Genomic DNA, 14,509 nt, shown 5'->3' with positions numbered 1-14,509 from the left:
AACGGTTCATGCGTGTGTAGACCGTATGCCAGTTGCCAAAGCGCTTGGGTAGGCCGCGCCATTTGCAGCCATGCTCGGCAACGTAAAGGATGGCGTTGACCACTTGCAGGTTGGTCATGCTGACATTGCCGCGCTGCGCCGGCAGGCAGTGTTCGATCAGAGAAAATTGTGCTGGCGTGATCTCCATGCCCAATAGTTTAATCGCTCGGGCCATTAGTGTTAACAGGCCCTAGTATCCGCCGCCCTTCTTCAGGCAGGCCCGCGTTGCGCGGTCGTGGCATCCACCCATGAAGCAACAGTTCCTGTACCTGTCATCGGCCGAGGCGCAGTTGTCGCTCGGGCTTGGGGAAGAGAAAACGACCGAACGTCTGTTTTTCGCGGTGATGGCCGATGCGCCCACTGCCGAACATGCCGCGCGGATTGCCGACAGCCTGTTGCGAGGCGGGCACGCCGAAGGCAAGCCGCTAGCGCGCGAACGGCTGCATGTGACCCTGCATCATCTGGGCGATTACGCCGGTGGTCTGCCGCCCTCGTTGGTGAGCCGCGCCAGCCAGGCCGCGACGCGCGTGCAGATGGACGCGTTCGCAGTGGAGTTCGATCGCGTCGGCACCTTCGGTGGCAGGCGCTCGCAACTTCCCTGCGTGCTGCGTGGCGAAGAGCAGGTGCGCGGGCTTTACGAGCTGCAGGGCGCATTGGGAAGGCAGCTGGCGCATGTCGGCATTGCCGGCGACGCGCAATACACGCCGCACATGACGCTGCTGTACTGCAATCAGGCAGTGCCGCAGCGGCGCTGCGATGCGCTTGCCTGGACCGTGCGCGACTTCGCGCTGGTGCGCAGCTTTCTCGGCCAGTCGCGTTACCAGATCGAAGGCCGCTGGTCGCTGCGCTGATGTGCATGGCCGCGCGTACGCGGTAGCCTGCGGATATGGACATCGCCACGCCATTGCCATTGCACGCCGACCACTTGGCCGCACTCGAACAGGCCTATGCCACGCCGCCGCGCGCTTATCACCACTTCGGCCACGTCCGCGCGGTGTTGCAGCACTACGCCGAGGTCGCAGCCGGGCCGGGCTGGCAGCAGCCGGTAGAGGTCTGGCTGGCGGTGCTATTCCACGATGCGGTGTATCAGCCCGGGCGCAGCGACAATGAAGCGCAATCGGCACTGATGGCGGCCGAATCCATCCCCCGCTGGTGGCCGCAGGCGCAGGTGGATGTCGAGCGGGTGCACGCGCTGATCCTGCTCACGGCCCGGCATGGGCAATTGCAGCCGCAGGACGTGGATGAAGACGCCGCGCTGTTCCTGGACTGCGACATGGCGATCCTGGCCGCGCCTTCAGCTGTGTTCGATGCCTACGATCAGGCCATCGCCGAGGAGTATCGTGGGCACGTACCCAGTGTGCTGTACCGGCTCAATCGCCGTCGGTTCCTGGCGGGTGTGCTCAAGCAACCGCGCATCTTCCTGAGCGATTACTTCCATATCCACCACGACAGTGCCGCGCGCGCCAATCTGCGCCGGCGGCTGGGGCGCTGAGCGTGACCGTCCGGTCCGGGCTGCATGCCCGGCTGAGTCCGATGCGCACGCTACAATGGCCGCATGCACGACAGCGCTGCTTCCAGCCCAGACCCACGCCCGATCGCCCCGCAGCCGCCTGCGCCCAACGAATGTTGTGAGAGCGGCTGCCCGCTGTGCGTGCACGATCTGTATGCCGAGGAGCTGACGCGTTACCGCCAGGCCCTGGCAGCGTGGGAAGCGCGCCAGCCGGCGGCCAGCCGCCCCGAGGCGCAATGAGCGAGGTCCTGCGCTTCGCGCTGCAGTCCGGAACGATTATCTTTGAACCACTTTTCCCGATGGTGCGACATGCGACGACTTGAAATGTGGAGCGCGCTCTGCGGCGCGGCGATGTTGACGCTGTCGGGCATGGCTGCCGCGCAGGCGCCGGAACCGGTCAGCCACGGCCGTTTCGAGCAGGTGCCGGTGCTGATGCCCAAGGGCGAGCCGCAACGGGTGGTGATCTGGCTGGCCGGTGCGGGCAATGCCGCCAAGCGCCAAGCCCAGGCAGAAAGCCTGCGCGCCGACGGTGCGATGGTGGCGGTGGTGGACACCGCGCACCTGTATGCCGTGCTGCGCAAAGCCGGCGGCACCTGCACGTTCTCGGTCGGCGATGTGGAAAATTTTTCGCGCTACGTGCAGGCCTTCTATCACATCCCTACCTACCGTCTGCCGCTGCTGGTGGGCGATGGCGAGGGCGCCGCGTTGGCCTACGCGATCGCGGCCCAAGCCAAGCCGCATGTATTGGCCGGCGTACTGACCGACGGGCTCTGCCCAGCCGCCGTGTCCAACCAGGCGATCTGCCAGCCGGGTGTGCGCCCGGGGACCAACACGCTGTTGCCGGTGCCATTGCAGATTCCCTGGGTGCTTGCGGCCAGCCAGGACAAACGCTGTCCGGCGGCTGCCGAGGAGGGCTTCCTCAAGCAGGTGCCGCAGGCGCGCACCTTCCGGCGCTCAGCGCAAGGCGACATCCTGCCCGGCCTGCGTGCCGCGGTCCGTTCGCTGGGCGAGCAGAAGGGCGTGGCGTTGCCGCCGCCGCCCGGCGGCCTGGCGGATCTGCCGGTGGTGGAGCTGCCGGCCAAGCCGGACGGCGACAGCGACGACGACACGTTCGTGATCTTCGTTTCTGGCGATGGCGGTTGGGCCGGGCTGGACGAAGAAGTGGCCGACGCACTCGCCGCGCAAGGCATTCCGGTGGTTGGCCTGGATTCGCTGCGTTACTTCTGGACCGAGCGCACGCCGCAAGGTTTTGCCGACGACCTGGATCGCATCGCCCGCATCTATGCGCAGCGCTGGGATCGTCAGCGCGTGGTATTGATCGGGTTTTCGCAGGGCGCCGACGTGCTGCCGGCCGCCATCAACAAACTGCCGGCGGCGACCAAGCAGAACCTGCGCATGACGGCGCTGTTGTCGGTCGGCAAGCTGGCCGACTACGAATTCCACGTCAGCAACTGGCTGGGCTCGGATGACGAGGGCCTGCCGATCGCACCGGAAGTTCAGCGTCTGCCGGTCGGCACGACGGTGTGCATCTACGGCCAGGACGACGACGATGCGCTGTGCCCAAGCCTGCCCGCAAACGTGGCCAGGCGGGTCGCACTGCCGGGCGATCATCACTTCAAGGGCGATTACGCGACCCTGGCCAAGACGATCATGGACCAGTTGCACGCGCTGTCGAAGTCGTAAGGCCGGACATCGTTTGATCTGATGGCGCCAACCTTGGTCTTGGTCGGTTGCGCGGTGCCGCCTCCGGTCTCGGGGCAGGCTGTAACTCCATCCTTGGAAGCTCGATGGCGGCATTCATGCCGCCATACAGTCCCGCCCCGAATGGTACACCGCGCTTCCATGATGTGCGGCAGCTTCTTGGCGAACCGGCATTTCAGGAACTGGAATGCGCCTGGGATTTCGATATCCGCGCTGGTGAGCGGCTAGGCAGTGCCGCCAGACCGGCATGCCTGGCGGCAGCGTCGCGCGCGGCCTTATTCCTGCCGCCCGGGATCGGCCGAAATCAACCGGGTGACATCCAGCAAGGCGGCCGGCAAATGCATGCCGCCGGGGGCGACCAGGTAGCGTGGGCGCCAGGTCGGGGCGAACTTCGACTTGAAGCGGCGCAGGCCGCTGAATCCATAAAAACGCTCGCCGTGCCGCGCGACCAGGCTGGCGAAGCGGTTCCAGCGCCCGGCCAGGCGATGTTCGGCCAGGCCCGACAACGGCGCCATGCCCAGCGAAAACCGCGTGTAGCCGTTGGCCTGGCCCCACAGGAACAACTCGATGAACAGGAAATCCATGGTGCCCTTCGGTGCCTGCGCGCTGTGCCGCATCAGGTCCACCGAGAGTTCGCCGCCGGCCGGTGCCCACCACACGTTGGCGAATGCCACGATCTGTCCTTCGGCCTCGGCCACCGCCACCGGGAAGCGACGCAGGTAATCCGCATCGAAGCTGCCCAGCGAGAAGCCTTTCTCTTCGCCGGATTTTTCTTCCAGCCACTGTTCCGATACCTCGGCCAGACGCGGCAATACCTCCTCCACCTGTTCGGGCTGCAGCATGCGGAAGCTCAGGCCGCCGCGCTTGCCGCGATTCCAGGCCTGGCGCAGGTCGGCGCGGTCGCGGCCTTCCAGGGTAAAACCTTCCAGCGGCACGATCGCCTCTTCGCCCAGCTTGACCAGGGTCAGCCCCATGTCGAGATAGGTCTGCCAGTACCGTTCGCCGACCTGGTAGAACACCGGGCGCAGGCCCATGTGGTCGGCCTCTTCGCGGAAGCGCCAGATCAGCGCGCACGCCACCTCTGGCGGGCCGACCGGGTCGCCCATGGAAATCAGCGAGCCGCCATAGCGCTGCATCATCACAAAGCCACGGCGCTGCTCATCCAGCAGAAACGCCTTGTCGCCGGTCAGCGCCAGGCAGGCCTGGGTATCGGTGCTGGTGGCCAGGATCGGTGCCAGCGTCTGCAGCGTCTGTGCATCGGCCGCCGGCATCGGCCTGCGCCCACCCCGTAGCAGGCGCGCCATGCCGAACACGATGACGCCCACGCACAGGATCAGCGCGGCGCGCAACGCACGCGGCGCATTGGCCGAGGTGGCGAACTGCCACCACAGATCGTTGCTGTATTCGACATGGCTGTAGACGAAGAACAGCAGCCAGAACGTGGCCACCAGCACCAGGCCCAGGTTGCTCAGCCAGCGCCACGACCAGGCCTCGTCCAGCAGCGCGCCCTGGCGATAGAACTCGCGCCGCGCCGCCCACAGCGCAACCGCTGCCAGCGCTGCCGACAACGACACCGAGATATGGCTGCCGCGCAGCAGCGCCAACGGCGGCAGCAGCAAGCACACGCCCAGCGCCAGCACCCAGGCCGCATGGCTGCGGCGTTGCAGGCCCTGGCCGATCAGCAGCAGCATCATGCCGCCCAGGCTGACCAGCAGATGCGAGGTTTCGATCAGCGGCAGCGGCGCCACTTCCTGGCGCGCGCGCGGTGTCGGCAGGGTGCCGTCGATCACCAGCGCGGCACCCACCGCAAACACCGCCAGCGCCAGAATCTGCGGCAGCCACGGCCGCAGGGCCTTCCACACAGTACGCGCAGTGCTGGCGCCGACGCGTACCGGCGCGCGCAGCCCGGAGGCGGCCGCCATGGCCACCGAGATCAGCAGTGGCACGATGTAATACGTGACGCGGTAGGCCAGCGCCGCCGCCAGGACCGCGGCGGGGGGCACGTGCGGCAGCAGTTTGAGCAGGCTCCACTCGAACACGCCCAGGCCGGCCGGCACGGTGGAGATCAGTCCGGCCACCACGGCCACCAGCCAGATGCCGATGAAGCCGAAGTAGCCGGTACCGGGCTCCGGTGGCAGCAGTACGTAGAACGCGGCCGCGGCCAGGCCCAGCTCCACCACGCTCAGTGCGGTGACGCCCAGCACCGTGGTGCGGTCCGGTAACCAGAACCGGTGGGTACGGATGCCGAACTCGCGGCCCTGTTTGCCGACCAGCACCAGCATGGCGCCGTAGCCGACCAGCAGGACGATGCCGGCGATGCGGATGGCCTGCGCAGTAATCGGCAACGCGCGCGCGGCCGCTTCCGGTTCCAGCAGCAATGCCAGACCCAGCAGCACCCAGGCCCCGAAGATGAAGCCCAGGGTGCTCATCAGCACCACCTGGCCGATCTCGGCCAGGGTCAGGCCCACGCTGCCGTAGCCGCGCAGTCGCACGGCGCCGCCGGTGAGTGCGGCAAAGCCCAATGTCTGCCCGACCGCATGCGCCATGAAGGCGGTGATGCCCACCCGTGCCGGGTGCAACTGCTTGCCGGTGCGCTTGAGCCCCACCCAGTCGAAGCCCACCAGGCACGCGTAGCTGCTCAAGCCGAGCAGCAGCGTCAGTGCGATCTGCCCCGCGCCCAGCGCACGGAACGCATGCCGGATCTGGCGGTAACCGTGGTCGGTGAACTGCGACGACAGCGCATGCAGAGCCATCGCCAGGATCGCCAGGCTGATGACGACCGGCAGGGCGCGACGCCAACCGCTGGCGGACGTTTCGGAAGACGCGGGGGTATCCGTCATGAGGGCAACGGGATCTGCTGAAAGGGAAGGAGGGGGCATGCACGAGGTGTGCCGCGGGCGCGTTTGCAATGCATGGGCCGGTCGGGTTGAAGGTGCATGCAGCGTGGTTGCGAAGGTGCCGACATCCAGTGAACGCGAGGTTCGATCGTACCGACACAGTGTCTGTGCGGGCCGGCCGCGCGCATCATAGGACAAAGCCGCACACGCGTGCCGAACGAACACGACAGGACCGCCATGACAGTTGGAAGGCAGACAGGCAGCTGATGCGCAATGCACCCGATTCCCCAACGTTCGCGCCCCGCGCGCGGCCCATGCCGCCGCGCTGGAGCGGCCACGCCGGCCGCGTCGCCGCCATCGCGGGCATGGTCTTCATCGGGCTGGTGCTGGTGCTGCAATGGTTGCGCCGCGATCTATGGTGGGTGGATGCGCAACTGAGCGCCTATCTGCACGGCCCGTATGGTTTGTTGCTGCGCACCGCCTACTGCCTGCTGGCCGCCAGCATGGCGTGGTTGGCGCGGGGTCTGTATGCGGCGTTGGCGCCGGCTGCGCGTAGCCGCACCGTGCTGGGTTTGTTCTGGATGGCGGCAGTGGGCCTGTGCGTGGTCTCGATCGGCGACAGCTGGATGCCCGAGCTGGCGCCGGAGGCGGCCGCGATGGTGCATGTGCTGTCGGCGGATACGACGTTTCTGTGCGTGATTGCGGCAGTGCTGCTGCAGTCGTGGTACTTCCGGCGCGATGTGCGGTGGCGTGCGCACTTTCCTTCGGCCTTCCTGCTGGGCTGGGCAGCGTTTGCTGTGTTGCTGTTCCATGTCACCGTGACCAGCGCACCCTTGGGCATTAGCCAGAAGATCGCCATCGTGCTGATCGTGGTCTGGATGGTGCGCGCGGGCACCGTGTTGGCGCGCTGCGAGCGCGACGGGGCTGCACGCCTGCCGCATTCGCGGGACAATGCAGGGGTCAATCAACCGTAGGAAGCCTGAAATGCTGCAGCGATTCGATGCGGGTCCGCGTATGTCCGAAATGACCGTCCATGCCGGCGTGTGTTACCTGGCCGGCCAGATTGCCGAGGACACCAGCCAGGACATCACCGGGCAGACCCGCCAGGTGCTGGGCGAGATCGACAAGCTGCTGGCGCTGGCGGCCAGCGACAAGACCAAGATCCTGCGTGCGGAAATTTTCCTCGCCGACATCGCCGATTTCGATGGCATGAACGCGGCCTGGGACCAGTGGGTGCCGCACGGCTTCACGCCTGCCCGCGCCACCGTTGAAGCCAGGTTGGCGCGGCCGGAGTGGAAGGTGGAAATCGTGGTGACCGCTGCGGCGGGCTGATCGCACCACCGGGTGCGGCACTGGATGCGGTGCGCGCGATGGCACGCACCGCTTCAGCGCAACCAAGTGACTGCTGCGCGGTTGTCGCAGTGCGCGCACGTACGCGTGGTGCAAGGGTGGCCGGCAGTCATGGTCGCAACAACTGCCGGCGGTGCAGTCAACGTTTGACGAAACGGTAGTGCGCCACGCCCCATTCGCGGCCCTGGTCGTAGCCGAACAATTCCGCGCAGGCCAGCCAGAACATCCGCCAGCGCTGCCACCAACGCTGCGCGTCGTCGCCGTAGGTCTGCTTCAACAGCGGCATGATCTGGCCGCGGTGGCGGTCCTGGTTTTCCAGCCAGGCGTTGGCGGTCTTCTCGTAATGCTCGCCCGACAGCAGCCAGCGTTGTTCGATCACCACATCCTGCTGGAAATGCAGCAGGGTATCGGCCGCCGGCATCAGCCCGCCGGTAAAGAAATGCCGGCCCATCCAGTTGTCTTCGCCGGCCACTTCGAACGGGTAGGCCAGATCGCGGTGGCAAAAAATGTGCACGAACAGCTTGCCGCCCGGTGCCAGCCAGCTGCCGACGCGTGCGAGCAGGTCGCGGTAGTTGCGCATGTGCTCGAACATCTCCACCGAGACCACGCGGTCGAAGTCGCCCGATGGCAGGGTCAGCGCGTTGACGTCGGCAGTGATCACCTGCACGTTGCTCAGCCCGCGCACGCGACACTGCTCCAGAATGTGCGCGCGCTGCGGGCGCGAGTTGGACACTGCCGTGATGCTGGCGTTCGGATAGCGCTCGGCCATCCACAGGGTCAACGAGCCCCAGCCGCAGCCCAGTTCCAGAATGCGTTGACCATCGGCCAGTTCGGCGCGCTCGCCGTACAGCGCCAGCATGCGTTCTTCGGCGGCATCCAGATTGGGCGTGGTGGCGTCCCAATAGCAGCTGCTGTACTTGAGCCGGCGGCCCAGGCACAGGGTGAAGAACTGCGGCGGCAATTCGTAATGCTGGCGATTGGCCGCATCGGTTTCGATCGCGATCGCGCTGGCCCGCAGGCTGTCGATGAAGGCGCGCTGCCGCTCGCCGTTGACATCGGCATCGTTGCCGCGCTCATCGCGCAGGCGCTGCGCGCACAGGCGACGGATGCCGTGGCGCAAGACGGCATCGGGCAGCACACCGGATTCGGCGAGCCGCGTGGCGAAGGCTTCTTCAGGCTGCGCGGAGGGCGGGACGGTAACGGTAGACATGCAACTCTCCAGGCAACTCAGGACGAAGGGGGAAGTGGAAAGAACGCGCTGGTGCTGCGCTGGTACTGGGCATAGTCCTCGCCACGCGAGCGCAGCGCCTGCTGCTCGGTGTAAGGAATGCCGGTGAAGCGATACAGAAACACGAACATCACCACCGGCCCGAGCGCGCACAGCGCCACCGGCCACGGGCCGGCACCGACGGCCAGCGCCAGATACGCGAACCAGTGCACGAACTCGAAAAAGTAATTGGGGTGGCGCGAATAACGCCATAGACCAGTGCGGCAGGTCTTGCCGCGATTGGCCGGGTTGGCCTTGTGCGCCGACAACTGCCGGTCCGCCAATGCCTCGCCACCGACCGCGATCAACCACACGACGATCGCGATGCCTGTCCATGCGCTCCATTCCGCGTGTGGATTGCTCGCAGCGGCCAGGAACGGCACGGCGAACAGCACCACCACCACGGCCTGGGCCAGGAAAAAACCGAGAAATTTGCCCTGGCTGCCATTCCAGTGCTCGCGCAACGCGCGGTACCGGCCGTCTTCGTGCGGGTCGCCGAATACGCGCACGCCCAGGTGCAGCGCCAGACGCGCCCCCCACACGCCCCCAAGCACCGCCACCAGCGCGCGCGGAAGCAGTGCGCCATCGGCCATCCATGCGCAATACGGCGCCGCCAGCGCCAGGCAGCCCGCCCACAACACATCCACCGGGCCGGCGTTGCCGCTGCGGCGTTGCCACAGCCAGCCGACCACCATCACCACGCTTGCGAACACGCCCACATGCAGCAGTGGCCAGGCAGTCATTGCAGTTCTCCAGTGGGGTCATCGGGCAATGGTCGCGCCAGCCGGCGTGCATACAGCGACAACACGCCGCAGGCCACGCCCCAGCCGATGCCCACGGCGAGCACGGCATGCAGGTAGGGCGGCTGAAATTCCGCCGCGTGCCAGCTGCGTTGCGCCAGCCAGTACGAAAATGGCCCGAAGATGGCGCCCAGCACCACTGCCAGCCACGGCCGCTGCATTGCCGTGGCCAGCGAATGGTTGAGGGTGAGCGCAAAGCCCAGCCACAACGCCAGGATCCACGGCGGCGCCAGCAGGCTGCCCGGCCACGGCGCGGCGTAGCGCACCCAATTGCCCGCTGCCAGCGTGGTGTCCAGCAGCAATCCCAGCGACAAGGCTGCTACCATCAACTGCACGTCGCCGGGTGCGCGCCGCGCTGGCCACAGCTGATACAGCGCAAAGACGGCCAGCGCCAGCAGCGTTGGCCAGATGCGCGCATGCGCAGCGGAGCTGACCGCTATCAGCCACAGCACCTGCATGCCGAGGTAGTTGCCGAGCTGCTTCATGCGTTGGCGGTGAGGCCCGGCACGAATTGCGGCGGGCGTGCACCGGGCTTGTTTAGCCACAAATGCACATCGCCGATCGAGCGTTCCAGAAAACCGGCCTCGCAATAGGCCAGGTAGAACTCCCACATGCGGATGAAGCGCTCGTCGTAACCCAGCGCACGCACCTGCGGCAACTGCGCCATGAAACGCTGCCGCCACGCGCGCAAGGTCAACGCATAGCTCGGGCCGATGTCTTCCAGGTTGAACAGGCGCAGATCGCTGGCGCGCGCGACCGCGCCGGTCATCGCCGCGACCGACGGGATGAAGCTGCCAGGGAAGATATACCGTTTGATGAAGTCCACCGAATGCAGCGCCTGTTTGTAGCGGTGGTCTTCGATGGTGATGGCCTGGATCAGCGCTTCGCCATCGTCAGCCAGCAGGCTGCCGACCTTGGCGAAGTACGTGTCCAGATACTGGTGGCCGATGGCTTCGATCATCTCGATCGAGACCACGCGGTCGAAGCGGCCTTCCAGGTCGCGGTAGTCGCGCAACAGCACCGTCACCCGATCGCTCAGACCTGCCGCGGCGATGCGTTGGTTGGCCAGCTCGAACTGCTCGCGGGAAATGGTGGTGGTGGTGACGCGGCAGCCGTGCTCGCGTGCGGCGTACAGCGCAAAGCCGCCCCAGCCGGTACCGATCTCCACCACATGATGGTGCGGCGCCAGACGCAGTTTCTGGCAGATGCGTTCGAGCTTGCGGGTCGCCGCGCGCTCCAGTGCCGCTTCGCCCTGTGCCTCCTCGCCGTCGACAAAGATGGCCGACGAGTACATCAGGTTTTCATCCAGGAACAGCTTGAACAGCGGGTTGCCCAGGTCGTAATGCGCGGCGATATTGCGCCGGCTGCCGCTGCGGGTATTGCGCGCAAACGCATGCAGGCTGCGCATGGCCAAGCCGCCCAGGCGCGCGGTGCCGGTCTCCATCGCGTCCAGCCGCTCGCGGTTGCGCAGCAGCAGCCGCATCAACGCCACCAGGTCGTCGCACTGCCACTGCCCATCCATATACGACTCGCCCGCACCGACGCTGCCGTTGAGCGCCGCCTGCCGATAAAAACCGGGGTCGATCACGCGCAGCTGCATCTGCAAGGCCTGCGCGCCCGTGGCCGTGCCAAGCGTGGCGACAGTACCGGCTTCATGCAGCTGCAGCTGTCCATCGCGCAGTTGCCCAAGCGTGGCCAGCAGGCGCTTGCGCAGCAGACGGTCCGTCCAGGAGGCCGCGCGCGGCGCAGCGTGATCGGGCAGGGACGTGGCGTTCATCGGGGTTCTCGCACAGGCGGGTGAGGGTGGTCGTGGACCGGGTTGCCGCGCAGCCACAGGCGCAAGGCCTGCCAGTGGATGGCGATCACCACCCACACCGTCATCAACGGATAAGCCAGCAACGTGCACGCCAGGTTGCGCGCGGTGAGCGGTTGACGTTGCAGCACCAAGGTGGCGTCGAAGCGGCGCGTACTGCTGTTGTCGATGGCACCACCGGCATCGTCGCCAACGGCGTCCAGCACATCCATATGCACACGCAACTGCGCATCCGGCACGCTGAAGCGCCAGTCGTAGCGCTGCTGCATGCCCATGAACGGCGAAACGTGGAAGCGCTTGTCGAAGCGCCACGCATGCACATCGCGATGCGTGCGCGCCTGCGCCACCGGCAGCACGTAGGTATGGCGTTGCTGCCAGGGCGTGTTGGTGATTTCTGCCACGATCCAGCGCAGGCTGTCGTGGCGATCGAAGCAATAGTAGAAGCTGACCGGGTTGAACACGTGACCGAAATAGCGCAGATGCGTCAGCAGCCGGATCGCGCCCTCGGGGCGCTCGCCGGTGTGCGTGTGCACGCAGTCGCGCACCGCCTGGTCCAGCGGAATGCTCGCATCGCCCAGATAGTCGCTGCGCCGGAACTGCGCCAGATTGGCGCGCCCCACCGACCACAACCAGCGTCGTGCGAACACCTGATCCAGCTCGGACAGATCCAGATACATCAGGAACAGGCGATAGCGGAAATGCAGCGCCTTGGGCATGAAGCGCCGGTGCCGCACCCAGCCGGTGTAGATCGCGCTGCGCAATGGCCTCGCCACGCGACCGGCGCCGCTGCCCTCGGTAGGGGGCAACGGCACCGCGTCGTGGTGGGCGTCGCGCAGCAGCTGCATCACCAGTGCACTCCCAGGCCATGCGCGACGTCCACGCCGCTGCGCAGGCCGTCTTCGTGGAAACCGAAGCCCCACGCGGCGCCGGCAAACCAGGTGTGCTGCACGCCCTGGATCTCGGCCTTGCGCGCTTGCGCCGCCACTGCCGCCGCGTTCTGTACCGGATGGCGGTAGCGCATGCGCCGCAGCACCTTGCCGGGGTCGATCTCGTGATTGCGATTGAGGCTGACGATGAACGGCTGCGGTGACGCGATCGACTGCAGTGCGTTCATCCAGTAGCTCACCGTGCAGGCGGCGTCCGGGTCGGCCGGCACGTGCGCGTTCCATGCTGCCCAGGCGCGACGGTCGCGCGGTAGCACGCTGGCATCGGTGTGCAGCACGGTGTCGTTGTCCTGGTAGGTGATGCCACCGAGGATGTGTCGTTCGGCCGGCGTGGCGTCGCTGAGCAAACCCAGCGCATCGTCGGCATGGCAGGCCAGCACCACGTGGTCGAAATGTTCCTCGCAACGCGAAGCCTTCAGCACCACGCCATTGGGCGTGCGGCGGATTGCCTGTACCGGCGTGGACAGGCGCTCGATCACCTGCCAGCGTCGCCGCAGCGCACGCACGTAGCTGTTGGACCCGCCACGCACCACCTGCCACTGCGGGCGCCCGCTCAGTTGCAGCATATGGTGATTGGCCATGAAGCCGATCAGCTGGCCCATGGGAAATTCGAGAATGGTCTGCGAAGGCGAGGACCACAGCGCGGACGCCATCGGCACCAGGTGCTGGTCGCGGAACGCATCCGAATAGCCGTGCCGCTGCAGATACGCGCCCAGCGTGCTGAAACGCTCGTCGCTGTGCAGCACCGCCGGTGCCTGGCGATAGAAGCGGCGCAGGTCGGCCAGCATGCCCCAGAAGCGCGGGCTGAGCAGATTGCGGCGCTGGCAGAACAATCCGCTCAGGCTGCCGGCGTTGTATTCGAGCCCGCTGCGTGCATCGTGGACCGAAAAGCTCATCGTGGTCGGCTGCGCGGCCACGTCCAGCTCGGCGAACATGCGCGTGAGCAGCGGGTAATGCTGCGGATTGAACACAATGAAGCCGCTGTCCACCGCATAACGCTGACCTTCCAGGTCGATGTCGTGCGTGTGCGTATGCCCGCCCAGATAATCGGCGGCCTCGAACAAGGTCACCTCGCAGCGCCGCGACAACAGCCACGCTGCACTGAGGCCGGCGATTCCGCTGCCGACCACGGCAATTCTGCCATCGCTCATCGCTTCACCCGTTCGGCGCGCTGGGTGAGCAGCTTCGGCATCGGCTTGAGGTCCCACACCAGCCCCACCCACGACATCGCGGTGAGTCCGTACCAGGTCATGTCGTATTCCCACCATCGCAATCCCTGGCGCGCCGAGCCTGGGAAGAAATGGTGATTGTTGTGCCAGCCTTCGCCGAAGGTGAGCAATGCCAGCAGCCAGTTGTTGCGGCTGTCGTCGCGGGTGTCGAACCGCCGGCTGCCGAAACGATGCGCCAGCGAGTTGATGGTGAAGGTGGCATGGAACAACGCCACGGTGGAGATCACAAAGCCCCACACCAACAACTGCGCGCCGCTGGTTTTCAGCGCGGGCGCAGCCACTGCCAGCCAGTCGCCGAGCAGGTACAGGCCCAGCGCCAGCAGCACCGGCATCACGATGTCGAAGCGGTCCAGAAAACGCAGTTCGGCAAAGCGGCGCAGGTCGGGAATCACTTCCCAGTCGGTGCGGAAATTACGCGGGGTCAGGAACCAGCCGGTATGGCTCCACCAGAAGCCGTGCTGCGCCGGCGAATGCGGATCGCGGCCGGTGTCGGTATGTCGATGGTGGTTGCGATGATGCGCCGCCCACCACAACGGCCCGCGCTGCACGCAGGTGGCCCCGATGGCGGCGAACACGAATTGCAGCACCCGCGACGTCTTGAACGCGCGGTGCGAGAAGTAGCGGTGGTAAAAACCGGTGAGCGCGAACATGCGCAGCGCGTACAACGCCACCGCCATGCCCACCGCAAACCAGGACGCACCGACCCAGAACACCGCCAGGCAGGCCAGGTGCAAGGCGATGAAAGGCACCGCACGTAGCCAGTCGATGCGATCGGCACGCGCTTCGTCCAGGGGCTCGTCGGTTTGCGAATCCACCCAGCGCCGCAGGCTGCCGACGCGTGCGGCCAGCCCGCCACGCGGTGGTGCGGTGGCGGGCTGCGGCGCTGCGGCGTGAGGGTCGAGGCCAGTGCTCGGCACGCGTGATTCTCCATAGAGTAGTCGTGACCCAGTACGGACGCTGCCGGCAAACAGATGCACCAGGCCGCTTGATCGTCGCACGCATGGGTGGGGTTCGCTTGG

At 66.5% G+C, this 14,509-nt stretch carries 15 protein-coding genes; 6 read left to right on the top strand and 9 right to left on the bottom strand.

Annotated features, from left to right (window positions below):
- A partial coding sequence (locus F7R02_RS10235; RefSeq protein WP_151210039.1) for a transposase occupies nt 1-187 on the bottom strand: 187 nt, incomplete at its 3' end.
- Between the two features lie 100 nt (nt 188-287).
- On the opposite strand from F7R02_RS10235, the gene thpR reads away from it, so the two are divergent.
- The 4 genes from thpR to F7R02_RS10215 all read left to right on the top strand — a co-directional run bounded on the left by thpR (nt 288) and on the right by F7R02_RS10215 (nt 3,232).
- Nucleotides 288-890, top strand: coding sequence for an RNA 2',3'-cyclic phosphodiesterase (gene thpR, locus F7R02_RS10230; protein ID WP_005911644.1), 603 nt, complete (start codon nt 288-290; stop codon nt 888-890).
- Nucleotides 891-925: 35 nt separating this feature from the next.
- A complete protein-coding gene (locus tag F7R02_RS10225) occupies nt 926-1,531 on the top strand; it encodes an HD domain-containing protein (protein ID WP_003485466.1) in 606 nt (201 codons plus the stop codon).
- A gap of 63 nt (nt 1,532-1,594) precedes the next feature.
- Complete coding sequence (locus F7R02_RS10220; protein ID WP_033484136.1) at nt 1,595-1,789, top strand: oxidoreductase-like domain-containing protein; 195 nt, start codon at nt 1,595-1,597, stop codon at nt 1,787-1,789.
- 69 nt (nt 1,790-1,858) lie between these two features.
- On the top strand, nt 1,859-3,232 hold the full coding sequence (locus tag F7R02_RS10215; protein ID WP_078589864.1) for a virulence factor: 1,374 nt from the start codon (nt 1,859-1,861) through the stop codon (nt 3,230-3,232).
- 293 nt (nt 3,233-3,525) lie between these two features.
- Here F7R02_RS10215 and mprF read toward each other — a convergent pair whose 3' ends face one another.
- Complete coding sequence (gene mprF, locus F7R02_RS10210; protein WP_005924858.1) at nt 3,526-6,090, bottom strand: bifunctional lysylphosphatidylglycerol flippase/synthetase MprF; 2,565 nt, start codon at nt 6,088-6,090, stop codon at nt 3,526-3,528.
- Nucleotides 6,091-6,182: 92 nt separating this feature from the next.
- Here mprF and F7R02_RS10205 point away from each other — a divergent pair, with 92 nt between their 5' ends.
- Nucleotides 6,183-7,061 carry a DUF998 domain-containing protein gene (locus F7R02_RS10205; protein ID WP_306291554.1) on the top strand — a complete coding sequence of 293 codons (879 nt, stop codon included), beginning with the start codon at nt 6,183-6,185 and terminating at the stop codon, nt 7,059-7,061.
- A gap of 10 nt (nt 7,062-7,071) precedes the next feature.
- Nucleotides 7,072-7,419 carry a RidA family protein gene (locus tag F7R02_RS10200; protein WP_003485457.1) on the top strand — a complete coding sequence of 116 codons (348 nt, stop codon included), beginning with the start codon at nt 7,072-7,074 and terminating at the stop codon, nt 7,417-7,419.
- Nucleotides 7,420-7,576: 157 nt separating this feature from the next.
- Here F7R02_RS10200 and F7R02_RS10195 read toward each other — a convergent pair whose 3' ends face one another.
- Genes F7R02_RS10195 through F7R02_RS10165 form a run of 7 tightly spaced genes read right to left on the bottom strand, consistent with a single transcriptional unit; the run spans nt 7,577 to nt 14,407 of the window.
- A complete protein-coding gene (locus tag F7R02_RS10195) occupies nt 7,577-8,647 on the bottom strand; it encodes an SAM-dependent methyltransferase (protein ID WP_005924864.1) in 1,071 nt (356 codons plus the stop codon).
- Between the two features lie 17 nt (nt 8,648-8,664).
- Nucleotides 8,665-9,447 carry a DUF1295 domain-containing protein gene (locus F7R02_RS10190; RefSeq protein WP_003485452.1) on the bottom strand — a complete coding sequence of 261 codons (783 nt, stop codon included), beginning with the start codon at nt 9,445-9,447 and terminating at the stop codon, nt 8,665-8,667.
- A complete protein-coding gene (locus F7R02_RS10185) occupies nt 9,444-9,989 on the bottom strand; it encodes a DUF2878 domain-containing protein (RefSeq protein WP_011346861.1) in 546 nt (181 codons plus the stop codon). Before F7R02_RS10185 ends, F7R02_RS10190 begins: the two co-directional genes overlap by 4 nt.
- The gene (locus F7R02_RS10180; RefSeq protein ID WP_078589865.1) at nt 9,986-11,281 is read right to left on the bottom strand and encodes an SAM-dependent methyltransferase; all 1,296 of its coding nucleotides are present in this window, start codon (nt 11,279-11,281) and stop codon (nt 9,986-9,988) included. The genes F7R02_RS10185 and F7R02_RS10180 overlap by 4 nt, the downstream gene beginning before the upstream one ends.
- Nucleotides 11,278-12,162 carry a DUF1365 domain-containing protein gene (locus F7R02_RS10175; protein ID WP_003485446.1) on the bottom strand — a complete coding sequence of 295 codons (885 nt, stop codon included), beginning with the start codon at nt 12,160-12,162 and terminating at the stop codon, nt 11,278-11,280. Before F7R02_RS10175 ends, F7R02_RS10180 begins: the two co-directional genes overlap by 4 nt.
- Nucleotides 12,162-13,412, bottom strand: coding sequence for an NAD(P)/FAD-dependent oxidoreductase (locus F7R02_RS10170; RefSeq protein ID WP_078589866.1), 1,251 nt, complete (start codon nt 13,410-13,412; stop codon nt 12,162-12,164). Before F7R02_RS10170 ends, F7R02_RS10175 begins: the two co-directional genes overlap by 1 nt.
- Nucleotides 13,409-14,407 (bottom strand): acyl-CoA desaturase, encoded by a 999-nt coding sequence (locus F7R02_RS10165; protein ID WP_005911662.1) that lies wholly within the window; start codon nt 14,405-14,407, stop codon nt 13,409-13,411. The genes F7R02_RS10170 and F7R02_RS10165 overlap by 4 nt, the downstream gene beginning before the upstream one ends.
- Between the last annotated feature and the right edge of the window lie 102 nt (nt 14,408-14,509).

Source organism: Xanthomonas cissicola, from assembly GCF_008801575.1.
Classification (GTDB): Bacteria; Pseudomonadota; Gammaproteobacteria; order Xanthomonadales; family Xanthomonadaceae; genus Xanthomonas; species Xanthomonas cissicola.
The sequence above is the reverse complement of the archived record's forward strand: the minus strand, read 5'-3'. Positions and strand labels throughout refer to the sequence as shown.

Coding starts and splice junctions, on each gene's coding strand:
- F7R02_RS10220 (WP_033484136.1), top strand. CDS start 1,595: ATGCACGACAGCGCTGCTTCCAGCCCAGACCCACGCCCGATCGCCCCG.
- F7R02_RS10170 (WP_078589866.1), bottom strand. CDS start 13,412: ATGAGCGATGGCAGAATTGCCGTGGTCGGCAGCGGAATCGCCGGCCTC.
- F7R02_RS10200 (WP_003485457.1), top strand. CDS start 7,072: ATGCTGCAGCGATTCGATGCGGGTCCGCGTATGTCCGAAATGACCGTC.
- thpR (WP_005911644.1), top strand. CDS start 288: ATGAAGCAACAGTTCCTGTACCTGTCATCGGCCGAGGCGCAGTTGTCG.
- F7R02_RS10190 (WP_003485452.1), bottom strand. CDS start 9,447: ATGACTGCCTGGCCACTGCTGCATGTGGGCGTGTTCGCAAGCGTGGTG.
- mprF (WP_005924858.1), bottom strand. CDS start 6,090: ATGACGGATACCCCCGCGTCTTCCGAAACGTCCGCCAGCGGTTGGCGT.
- F7R02_RS10225 (WP_003485466.1), top strand. CDS start 926: ATGGACATCGCCACGCCATTGCCATTGCACGCCGACCACTTGGCCGCA.
- F7R02_RS10215 (WP_078589864.1), top strand. CDS start 1,859: ATGCGACGACTTGAAATGTGGAGCGCGCTCTGCGGCGCGGCGATGTTG.
- F7R02_RS10185 (WP_011346861.1), bottom strand. CDS start 9,989: ATGAAGCAGCTCGGCAACTACCTCGGCATGCAGGTGCTGTGGCTGATA.
- F7R02_RS10180 (WP_078589865.1), bottom strand. CDS start 11,281: ATGAACGCCACGTCCCTGCCCGATCACGCTGCGCCGCGCGCGGCCTCC.
- F7R02_RS10195 (WP_005924864.1), bottom strand. CDS start 8,647: ATGTCTACCGTTACCGTCCCGCCCTCCGCGCAGCCTGAAGAAGCCTTC.
- F7R02_RS10175 (WP_003485446.1), bottom strand. CDS start 12,162: ATGCAGCTGCTGCGCGACGCCCACCACGACGCGGTGCCGTTGCCCCCT.